Genomic DNA, 10,584 nt, shown 5'->3' on the forward strand with positions numbered 1-10,584 from the left:
GGCTGCCCGGTCCGCATCACGACCAGCCCCTGCCGATCACTCACACGTGCGACCAAGCATATGCGGGGCTACGGCACCATCCGGCGGACAAGCAGGACACTGCCATGGGTGGCGGCCTGACCGGGGGCCGTGGACGACGAGCCCGTTGCCGATCGCCATGGCGACATGCTCTGGCCGCGACGCTGTGCCGACGGTGAAGACGAGGTCACCCGGCCGCACACCATTGCTGGGCACGGTGTACCCGTCGTGGATCTGCGTGTAGGTGGTGCGGGTGAGTTCGATGCCGGCGCCACCGTAGGCGCGCTGCATGAGTGAGGAGCAGTCGCAGCGGTCGCGCGCGAGCGGGCCGTGAGGGTTGCTACCAGCTCCCCCTCGACGCCCCGCCTGCCGTCCGGAACGCGATCCCCGGGGGGAGGTTGCCGGGAGGGATCGCACCGTAGTCGATGCTCTGGGTGCCGACGCATCCGGCCTGCCCGTAGCCGGCTGGGAAGAGGGTGGCACCGGCCGCGTCGAGGGTGGGGGCGATGGCCCGTTGGAGGGCGGGGGCGAGCGGCTCGTGCTTGGCGTGGGCGTCGGGGAAGCCGGACTTCTGGACCTTCTGCGCGGCGACGGTCAGCGGCATCTGTTTCCCGCCGCCGACGGACTTGAGCGCGGTGTAGAACTTCGTGGAGGCGTAGACGGGGTCGAGGAGCTGCTCGCGGGTACCCCAGCCCTGGGAGGGGCGCTGCTGGAACAGCCCGAGGGAGTCGCGGTCGCCGTAGGTGATGTTCCGTAGACCGGATTCCTGCAGGGCGGTCGTGAGGGCGACGACCTGTCCGCGGGCCGAGATCCTCATCTGGATGCCGGTGGCGATGATGACCTTTGCGTTCGGGACTTGCTCCTTGGGCGCTGCCAGGCCGGAGACCTTCACGTTGCCTGTGCTGCCGGCCAGTACGGCCTGCACCTGCTGGGAGATCTGCAGCGTGTCGGCGTTGCCGGTGGTGCAATGCTGCTGGGCGGCTGCCGCTTCGGCCTCGCGCCCGAGGGTGGCGATGTGTCCGGCAACCGCTCCCATCAGGACGATTGTCAGCACGATCAGGCTCACGCCGCCGGTCACCCACCTCTTGCGCTTCTTGGTCACGAGGAGCTCCTTGGAGGCCTGCGCCGGTGGGCCAGTTCCTGCGCTTCACGGTCGGCGAGCCAGACGTCGAATCCACCTGCTCCGCTACAGGCGCGGTGGGGCAATGTGGCCGCGCGCTGGTTACGGCGCTGCGCGGCCCGTTGTGCCTGGACATGTCGGCGGGAACGGCCGGTCTGACTGACCGTGGGCGAGCTGCCGTCTGGTGAGGGTGCCGTCGCGGAGGGTGCGGTGCGCGGGCGGGGTGGTCGCGTACCGGGGCCGGGGCGTCGCGTCGTATCTGCGGGACGGGGGGAGCTGGCCTGCCGCGGCCGCGTGGGCGGCTGTCCGGGCAGAGGGTCGTGGGGCTGCGGGCCCTGCGGCGCCCGCGACGGGGTGCCGCGAGCACCCGGCTGCCCTGGGCCTGGGCTATGGCCGGGGCGGCCTGCGGGCCGGGCCCGGTGCGGCCTGCCGCGGCGGTTGCCGGTCCCGATTCGGGACATCAGGGCGGTGGCGCCGATGGACTGCGGCATGGCGTAGCCGATGGCGGCGAGCGGATTGCCGTGCGCGAGCGAGACGCCGGCCATGGTGCCGCGGACTAGCTGTATTGACCCGCTGCGTTGTTGACACGGCTGATGGGCGGGTTGCCGTCGAGTGCGGTGTGGCTGCGGTGGTGCGTGAAGATGGAGCCGTGTGTACCGTCGGCGCGGGCGCCATTCAACTTGGCGCGGAAGTTGGCGGCCGCGTGCTTGGAGCGGGCGGCGAGCGCCTTGCGCTTGATGATGGCGCCGATGCAGACGATGTCCACGACGAGGAATCGCAGGGTGAGTTCGTTGCCCCAGTCCTCCTGCATGGGGTCGAGGACGGCCTGGATGATCAGGATGAGGACGGCGAGACCGACGACAGCAGTGAACATCTGGCTTAGGCGGTGCAGCACGGATTCCCAGTCCCACAGGAAGGCGCGTCCGGCACCGGGCACGATGCCGGCTATCAGTGCGGGCTCGCCGCGGACGGCGTCCCAGGCGATGCGGCACTGGGGGCGATCAGGAAGCTGTCGGCCAGCGCGGCGATCAGCAGTGTGACGATGAGCGCCGCCAGCATGAGGAAGATCCCGCCGCCGAGTTTGTCGAGCGAGGCCCGCTTCGCTGTGCTGACGTCGCCGGCAGTCGGCCTCGAAGCGCTCCATAGGCGGGTTGCCGAAGTGGTCGACGGCCCAGCGCGTGGACATGTCGATCTGCGCGTTGTAACAGGAGGAGACCGGGCCCCGGCCGGGCTGAGGTAGTCAGTAAGGCCAGCGAGCTTCTTGAGCTTGTCGGTGCGGGCGTGGACCGAGCGGTCGAAGGCGAGCTGGCTCAGGAGGGTATCGGAGTAGGCGGCGGCGCACTTGCCTTCGAAGACGCGGCCGTATTGAAGGAGCATGGCCGGCTTGGTGATGAACGCGTCGGTCAGCGCGTCGGTGAGCGGCCGGGACAGGGTGGCAGCTGTCGCCGGCGTAGTGACGTCGTTGTTCGCCTCGGGGGTTTGGGGGTTGGCGTCGAGGATGACGTCGGCGACTTCCAGGGCGAGGCCGCGGGTGATGGCGATGGCGCCGGTTTCTTCGCCAAGGAGGGCCTGAGGCGGGGAGGCAAGCAGGGTGGCGGTGAGGCCTGCGATGAGGAGTGATAGGGCGGCGTCGCCCCAACCTCTGGCCTTGTCGCCGAAGAGGATCCGCGCAATGCGCATGAGGGCGCACACGGCGAGGAAGAGGCCGGGCAGGCATCTCCAGGATGACCCGGGTGTGCAGGGAGTTGGCGACCGACAGGACGGGAACGAGCAGCAGCTTGGCCAGACCGAAGGACAGAGCCCAGGCGATGAGCCAGCAGCAGAACGCGATGGCCCACTTGGTGATCAAGAAGGTTATTTTGGTGAGCATGTTGTCCATGCCCAGATCCCAGTCGGCGAGGTCTCCGGTGTCGGACTTGACGGGGTAGACGCTGATGGGCAGGCCGCCTGCGTCGGTGACGTTGAAGACACCGAGCACGCCGCCCTCATCGGGCAGGAGCTTGCGCAGCCGCTCCCCCTGCTCCTTCAGGAGTTGCTCGATCTCCTCCATCTCCTCCGGCGTGGGCGTGCGCTGCCCCGGGGCCGTCGGCGCGCTGGGCGTAGGGGCAGGTTCCGCGTGCCCGGGCAGGGAGGTGAGCAGGGTGAGGGTGGCGGTGGCTACGGCTGGAAGAGCAGCGCCAGGCGCAGCCGCGCGGAGCCCAGGGCTTGCAGTCGCATTGGCCAGTTGAAGGATCCTGGTCATGCCGCGGCCCGGTAGTCGCTCGGGGTGGTGTGGGTGACCCGCATGATGGCGTCGTCCGGCGGGATGACGACTTTCATGAGGCCGATGCGGCCGGCCAGGTCGCGGTAGAGGCATTCACCGGCGCGGGCGAACTTCTCTTCGTCGGGCAGGTCGAGCGGGGACAGGCCAGCGGTGACCAGGTCGAGCAGTTCGGACGTCGAGCACGGCACGTCTCCTTTCGGATTTCGTGCCGCGAACACTTCTCAGCTGGGCTTGCCCGAATGCTTGCCCGGCTCACCGAAAGAGCAGGTGATGGGCTTGCCCATGCGGCGGGCAAGCCTCCGGTGGCCGATTGGGCAGGCCTGTTGTAGGGAGGGCAAGCCCGCTGTGACCGGTCGTTGCAACTCTCGGCAAGCCTCGGCAAGCCTCGGCAGGGTGTGGGCAACCCTGTCGCCAGCGGTTCCTGATGAGGAACGGCTGGGTGGAACGGTCACGGCGAAGGTATGGCCGATCGGCGACGGACCGGCCATGGCCGATGACCGACGAGAGCGGGATCGGTCATCGGTCACGGGCCAGCCGAGCGGCCACCATAGTCATCGGCCATCGGCCCCTGCCATCGGTCACGACCGCCGGCAATCCCGTGGACTGGTCCTGGGGGCGCGATGCCGGACATGACGGTGGCCGATGACCAGGGGTTGGTCATCGGCCACTGCCGGAAGGGGATCCGTCAGCTCCGGACAGACCGGAGGTGCCCGGCCCCGCGGCCGGTGCCGCTCCCCCACGCCACATGATGCTGGTGATAACGCCGTTATCACCAGCCCGAGTGTCATGGCCGATGACGGAAGAGGGCGGGCTCGGCCATCCGCCATGGGTCAGCCGACCGGCTACGCGGGGTCACATCCACCGTCGGTCACGAGCGCCGGCCACCCTGCGATCTGTCACGGCCGACGAGCCCGGCGAACGCGACCGATGACCAGGGTTGGTCATCGGCGACTGCCGAAATGGATGTCGGTTGGCTGCGGATGTACATGAAGTGTGCGCGGGCCCGCGGCCGGTGCTGCTCCCCACGTCACACGGTGCTGGTGATAACGCCGTTATCACCAGGCCGCAGAACGATCGCCCCGGAACGGAGCAGCCGCCCAGCGAGCCGAACGAGGACTCCTCGGATCGTGACAGTTATGCACGATCACGGGCGAGTGCTTGGCCTGCTCCGCTCCTTGGACAGGCTGCCTGGGCCGGATCATCGTGAGTCCCCCGACGGATTCCCATACGCACTGGTCGAATCACGCGCCATACGGTTGACGGACGGGCTGAGCCAAGGACTTCGGGCAGCCGTGTCTCGCGATCACACCGCTCGCAAATGTGGCGCTGGTGGAGGGGCCTGGTGGGTGCGGTGTTGAGTCGGGGGAAGCGGTCGCGCTCGTGCAGCGAATCATGGAGACGGACTATGCCTCCGAAGACGAGGTGGACGAATGCCTGGACAGGCTGGACAGCGCTCTGGCCTGCCCGTCCGGCCACGTCAGCGCCTTGGTCTTCTTGCCATCGCAGCGGGAATTGTCTGCCGAGGAAGTGGTCGACCATGCCTTGGCGTACCGGCCGATTGCTTTGTGACGCCGGTACACAATTACGAAGCCAGGCCATGCGGGCTGCCAGAGTTACCCGGCACCGTCGACGGACCCCAGACGGTAGCGTTCGTAGAACGTTCCTCGGGCCAAAAAGTCCGGGCCGAGCAGGCCAATGCACCCCGGTCCGCATCCGGTGCAGGATCCTGTCGATCACCTGGCGGTGAACCCGCCACCGACCGCAACGGCTGTTGCTGACCGGCAGGAACGGCCGCAGCCTCTCTCACTCTGCGTCTGTGAGGTCACCCCGCCCCACGTTCACGTCAACGACTCGGGGTAGTGCAGTTACGGGGGCAGGTCGGCACCCTCACGTCGAACAGGCTCTGACCTGGAGAGGAACAGCCGTCTCTGGGGCCGCTCGACATCCGTCACGACGACGGCGATTTACTCTCCGGCTTCGAAGTCCTCTGACGGGGTGGCGGCAGGCGGCCGGCCGTGGATCTCTCTGAATGGGACCAGCCCGACGACTCCGTCAGCGACATGGACGAAGACGCCAACGGGAAGCACCCTGTCGACCTCCCTGCGCAACTCCTGGCCCACCACGGTGCGGTCGGCGGAAGCCTGGAAGGGGTCGGGCTGCAGCGCCTTCAACGACAGTCTGGCCTCGGCGTTGAAGGTGTCGGACTGAAGGAACTCACACGAGACAGGCTGGCCCATCTCGACGACGTCGGTGGGAGCGTCGATGTGCCGCCTGGACAGGTCGGGGATCACGATGAACCCGACACCAGGCAGCGTCGGATGATCGGGGCCGTGGTCCAGAGCCACGAAGACCCCGAACCGTTCGATCGCCGCGACGGTGCCGGACAAGATCTCCCGGTGGCGCAGTGACTCCAGGAAGGCCCAGTGTTCTGGGCTCTCAGACTGCCAATCCATGCTGGCCACATCGGCACAAGGCGTCGTGCGCCAGCCACGCCCTAATCGACAGCAGCCACTCCATCGCGCGCCCTACTCCCCCACACCACACTGCGCTGGTGATAACGGCGCTATCACCAGGCCACAGAACGATCGCTTCGAAGGATCAGCCGCCCAGCGATAACGGCGTTATCACCAGCCCGAGTATCAGGGCCGATGACCGACGAGGCCGGGATCGGTCATCGGCCACGAACCAAATCGACCAGGCGAGGTCATCGGTCATCGGCCACGGTCGTCGGCGGTCCTCCGGACCGGCCACGGTCGGCACGGTGCGGACATGCGGGCGGCCGACGACCGGCGTCAGTCATCGGCCACTGCCGGAATGGGGGTCGGTCAGCCCCGGACGGACCGGAGGTGTGCGCGGCCCTGCTGCCGGCGCTGCTCCTCCAGGTACTCGGTGGCCTTGTCGAGGCGGCGCTGTCCGGTACGCGGGGACAAACCGAGACGGCGGGCGACCTCCGCGCCGGAGAGCCTCTCCCCCGACTCCTCTGCCTCGGCGAGCCACGCGGCGACGGTCACAAGCTGTCGCTGCACCGGGGACAACTCCGGCTCGGCGGTCTGCCGCTCGGGCAGCCGGGCGGTAGCAGCTCCAGCGTCGGCCACGGTGGCCTCCCAGACGGGCGAGACTGGCCCCGGTTCTGTTGATTGGGTGGAGAGAAGGTCCAGGGCGGTCTGCACGTGTACTCCCCCGTCGGCCTGCTGTTCGTCGAGCGCCGCCGGGGTGGGTGCCGGCACCGGCTCACGGACGAACGGCTCGGCGACGGCTGGGGTCGACGGCGGGGCGAAGGTCTGAGATGCGTGCCGCTCGAAGAACGGGTGCGGCTCGGCAGCAGGGCGCTCTGTGACCTCCGCGGCGTCAGGACGGACGCCGACCTCGTCAGCCAGGGCTGACAAGTCATCGGCCACGGCAGGGATGTCCGGTCGGTCGTCGGCCACCGGCTCCGCAGAGGGCTGGCCGACGGCGTTGATGTCCTGTGACACTGCCTCCGGCTCTCCATCGACCACAGGCGTCTCGGCCCGGCGGTCTTCATGCCTGGCAGCTTCAGCGCGTCCGAAGCCCCATGCCCGCTGGTGCTCACCGACCGACGGTACGGCCGCCGTATGTTCGTTGATGCGCTCCACCGTCACGGCGTCGTCCAGGTCCAGGCCGGCTTCCTCAAGGACGTGCGATGCGGTCTCGGTTAGCGGGACGCCGTACTTGGCGAGCCGGAGCGGCATCAGTGCCTCCACCGGGGCCTTCCGCCGCCAGTTACGCCCATACCGCGCTTGCAGCTGGGCCTCGTAGACGAGGCGGTACTGCTCCAGCTTGATGACGCGCTCGTAGGAGCGGATCTCCCACAGCTTCATCCTGCGCCACAGTCGGAACGTGGGCAGCGGCGAGAGCAGCCAACGTGTGAGCCGGACCCCCTCCATGTGCTTGTCAGCCGTGATGTCGGCGATGCGGCCCACTGCATGCCGGGCTGCTTCCACGGTCACCACGAAGAGCACCGGGATGACGGCGTGCATGCCGACGCCCAGTGGGTCGGGCCAGGCTGCCGCGCCGTTGAATGCGATCGTGGCCGCAGTCAGGAGCCAGGCGGTCTGCCGGAGCAGCGGGAACGGTATGCGGATCCAGGTCAGGAGCAGATCCAGGGCCAGCAGGACGCAGATACCGGCGTCTATGCCGATGGGGAAGAAGTAGGAGAAGTCGCCGAAGTCCTTCTGCACGGCGAGCTCGCGTACAGCTGTGTAGGAGCCGGCGAACCCGATGCCAGCGATGACGACTGCGCCGGCGACCACCACACCGATCAGAATCTTGTGCGTGCGTGTCAGTTGCACCGCGGCCACCCGCGATCCCCTCCCGTTCTGTCTTGAGCGTCAGCCCGGCTTCCGGGTGCCGCCTGTAAAGATCCACCTATACGAGGGGCGGCCGTGTCTCACGATCTCCGGAGACATGGCCGCCCAGCTTCGGATTCAGTCCTCGGTGAGCAGCTTCGCCAGGGTCCTGCGGTCTTCATTGGACATGTGCTGGCGTGCCAATCGGTTGAGACCCTGAGGGCTGTGCCACGGAAGCGCGGATGCCGCTTCCGGTCCCCCACGATCCGCGTCAGCCGGAGCTTCGCCGGACCGTTCCGCGTGCATATCCCGCGGGCTGCTGATAACGCCGTTATCAACCCTGGCCGGCTGGCCGGGGGCCTCTGCCGCGTCAGACCGGCTGTGGCTCGGGTTGGTGATAACGGCGTTATCACTGGACGGCTGCTCCGTTCCGAGGCGGATGGGCGGCGCGCTGGTGATAACGGCGTTATCACCAGCGGCGGGAGGTGCAGGGGAGGGGGCGGTCGTGCGCTTGAGTCGCTTCTCCTGGGCTTGTGCGGCTCTGGCGTCTGCGGTCGCGCGCTGCTCGGCGGGGGAGAGCTTGCTCAGGCCACGTACGTGCTCGACCTTGCGCAAGCCCGCCTCGAGATCAGCCTGCAGCTGCGGCTCCAGCTCGAGCAGAGACAGACGTTGCGAGATGTATGGCTGCGTTACCCCTAGTCGCTTCGCGGCCTTGTGCTGAGAGCCGTAGAACGCAACCAGTGTCTTGAGCGCTTGGGCCTCTTCCAGGTCGGAGAGGTTCTCCCGCTGCGCGTTGGCGACGAAGGCGGACTCCAGCAGAACCTCATCGGTGGAGACCCGCGCGTCGTCGACGGTGACCTTTATCGATGCGAGGCCGGCCTCCCGGGCACCTGCCAGCCGGCGGTGGCCGTCGACCACCACATACTCCGCGTCCGGATCGAGCTCCGAGGCGCGCTCAGGCCGGTCCCGCAGATAGGCCTCGACCGACGCGACAGTGATCGCCTGGATCTGGCCGACCTCCAGGAGGCTGGCAGCCATACCCGACACGTCCCCCAGGGATTCCCGCGGGTTGTCGGGGTTGCCGCTGATGAGCGTCAGGTCCAGAACGGTCGGGTCTCCGCCGAAGGCGGCGTCCGTCAGTTGCCGACGGACGCTGCGCGCCTGGCTCGCCCGAGCGAAGGAGGACGACGTACCCAGCTGATCTCGCTTGCTCATGAGATCTCCCTGGCGATCTGACGCATGATCTCCGACTGGTCACTGTGAGGCGCATAGGCGAGCAGTGGGCGGTGCATGCGCACGGCCTCGCGCTGCTCCTTCAGGTCACCGATGACCGCCAGCACGCGCGGGTCGCCGAGTTCGCGCCATTCCTGAAGTGAGGAGGTGGCGACGAAGCCTCGTCGGCTGTCGTACAGGTTGACGACCAGGCCCAGGTACTCGATGTCGAGGCTCAGGTCGTCCCGAAGGGACTCGATCTGGTCTGCGAGCATGCTGTAGGCGGTCGCTGATGAGTCTTCAGCGAGCACTGGGATGACCATGCCGGAGACCCCGTGGCCTTCACCTTGGCGTCGGCGGCCGTAGTAGATGGCCGCGTCGGTGGCCATTCCCAGGCTGGGCGGGCAGTCCACGACGATGGCGTCGAAGTCCTTCTCCAGCGGCTGCAACGCCCGCTCCAGGGCCGCCTCCTTGTTGCGCATCCGGGAGACAGCGATCTTGGCGTCGAGGAGGAAGCCGTCGGGGCACGCTGGCAGTACATGCAGGCGCTTGCCGAACCGAGGCTCCTCGATGGTGACCACAAGGTCCCGGAGATCGCCCTTGCCCTCCCCGCACATGTGCAGGACGAGGCTGTCAGTGCCGGGTGCGAGCTGCTCTACACCGAGCTGATCGCTGAGATGGCCCTGGGGGTCGTAGTCGACGAGGAGGGTCTCAAGACCGTCTTCGGCCAAGGCTTCGGCGATGCCGGCGGCGACAGCGGTCTTTCCCACGCCGCCCTTCTGGTTGATGACGATCTTTCGCTGGGCGATGCCGGTGACCGGACGGTGCCTGGGGGAGGGGTGAGTGTCCAGCCACAGCTGGATGGACTGAGCAAGCCCCTGCACGAATGGGATACCCCGCTCGGTGCACGTGGCCTTGAGCTCGTCCCACTGACCGGGCGGCAGCCAGGTGGAGAACGATGCAGAGCCAGACGTGTCGATGGGGGAGTGGTCGGCATGGGAGGCACGCCACGCCGAGATTCCCTCGGACGTGGCGTCCTGGATGTCGACACCACGTTCGGCGGCGCGAACCTTCAGGTCCTGACGAAGCCAGGACGGCAGCTTGGAGACGACCTTCTCTCTGTCTCCACTGGGGTTTGGGGTGACCATGAGGTCAGCTTACTAACTTCTACCCCAGGCATGCGTGACGGCAGGTCATGTTGCGTGTCACCAGGCACTATCGGTATCACCTCATTCGCGAAACATGCTCCTTTTCCGGCGGATGGAGTCGCCTGGAGGAGGAAGCCGCTCAGTCGCAAGCGCCCGACGATCACCCAAACGCCTTGCAGCGCACAGCTTCGAAGGTGGTGACGTTGCCGCCCTGCTCTGAGCGGATCCACGCGCGACCACGCTCGCAGCATCGGACGGCGTAGCGCTTCGAATCACTAAAGACGGCATATATGTAGAAATGCGACGCACGCAATGGGGCCTGCAGCGGCCTAACGCGGAGCGGCCGGTATGAGGTGTCCTAGGAGGCGTCGAAAGGCCGTCAGATCGCCTCCTGCGGCTGCGGCGTGCTTGTCTGGGCCGTGGAACTACTCCAAATGAGGATCGGGAGCCGAATTGACGTCGTCGGTCGCTCAACTCCTCCACGACAAAGCGGCCCCCGGTCACTCGAATTGAGTT

Annotated in this window: 10 protein-coding genes; 1 reads left to right on the top strand and 9 read right to left on the bottom strand. The window is 67.5% G+C overall.

Annotation, left to right across the window (positions count from 1 at the left end):
* Nucleotides 1–36: 36 nt before the first annotated feature.
* The 5 genes from ACZ3IJ_RS28155 to ACZ3IJ_RS28175 form a co-directional block, all read right to left on the bottom strand.
* Nucleotides 37–309, bottom strand: coding sequence for a C40 family peptidase (locus ACZ3IJ_RS28155; RefSeq protein ID WP_467472559.1), 273 nt, complete (start codon nucleotides 307–309; stop codon nucleotides 37–39).
* Between the two features lie 49 nt (nucleotides 310–358).
* A complete protein-coding gene (locus ACZ3IJ_RS28160; protein WP_467472561.1) occupies nucleotides 359–1,120 on the bottom strand; it encodes a hypothetical protein in 762 nt (253 codons plus the stop codon).
* 574 nt (nucleotides 1,121–1,694) lie between these two features.
* Nucleotides 1,695–2,012 carry a hypothetical protein gene (locus ACZ3IJ_RS28165; RefSeq protein ID WP_467472665.1) on the bottom strand — a complete coding sequence of 106 codons (318 nt, stop codon included), beginning with the start codon at nucleotides 2,010–2,012 and terminating at the stop codon, nucleotides 1,695–1,697.
* A gap of 74 nt (nucleotides 2,013–2,086) precedes the next feature.
* On the bottom strand, nucleotides 2,087–2,818 hold the full coding sequence (locus ACZ3IJ_RS28170; protein ID WP_467472563.1) for a hypothetical protein: 732 nt from the start codon (nucleotides 2,816–2,818) through the stop codon (nucleotides 2,087–2,089).
* A gap of 558 nt (nucleotides 2,819–3,376) precedes the next feature.
* Nucleotides 3,377–3,589 (bottom strand): hypothetical protein, encoded by a 213-nt coding sequence (locus ACZ3IJ_RS28175; RefSeq protein ID WP_467472565.1) that lies wholly within the window; start codon nucleotides 3,587–3,589, stop codon nucleotides 3,377–3,379.
* A 1,204-nt stretch (nucleotides 3,590–4,793) separates the two neighbouring features.
* On the opposite strand from ACZ3IJ_RS28175, the gene ACZ3IJ_RS28180 reads away from it, so the two are divergent.
* Nucleotides 4,794–4,970: an e9imm peptide gene (locus ACZ3IJ_RS28180; protein WP_467472567.1), complete on the top strand. Its 177-nt coding sequence runs from the start codon at nucleotides 4,794–4,796 to the stop codon at nucleotides 4,968–4,970.
* Between the two features lie 395 nt (nucleotides 4,971–5,365).
* Here ACZ3IJ_RS28180 and ACZ3IJ_RS28185 read toward each other — a convergent pair whose 3' ends face one another.
* The 4 genes from ACZ3IJ_RS28185 to ACZ3IJ_RS28200 form a co-directional block, all read right to left on the bottom strand.
* Complete coding sequence (locus tag ACZ3IJ_RS28185) at nucleotides 5,366–5,854, bottom strand: S1 RNA-binding domain-containing protein (RefSeq protein WP_467472569.1); 489 nt, start codon at nucleotides 5,852–5,854, stop codon at nucleotides 5,366–5,368.
* A gap of 372 nt (nucleotides 5,855–6,226) precedes the next feature.
* Entirely contained in the window at nucleotides 6,227–7,720 is a 1,494-nt protein-coding gene (locus tag ACZ3IJ_RS28190) for a DUF2637 domain-containing protein (protein WP_467472570.1), read from the bottom strand.
* A gap of 126 nt (nucleotides 7,721–7,846) precedes the next feature.
* Nucleotides 7,847–8,923 (bottom strand): ParB/RepB/Spo0J family partition protein, encoded by a 1,077-nt coding sequence (locus ACZ3IJ_RS28195; protein ID WP_467472572.1) that lies wholly within the window; start codon nucleotides 8,921–8,923, stop codon nucleotides 7,847–7,849.
* Nucleotides 8,920–10,068: a ParA family protein gene (locus ACZ3IJ_RS28200; protein WP_391801331.1), complete on the bottom strand. Its 1,149-nt coding sequence runs from the start codon at nucleotides 10,066–10,068 to the stop codon at nucleotides 8,920–8,922. Before ACZ3IJ_RS28200 ends, ACZ3IJ_RS28195 begins: the two co-directional genes overlap by 4 nt.
* Nucleotides 10,069–10,584: the final 516 nt, after the last annotated feature.

Source organism: Streptomyces sp. NPDC013317 (assembly GCF_055563155.1).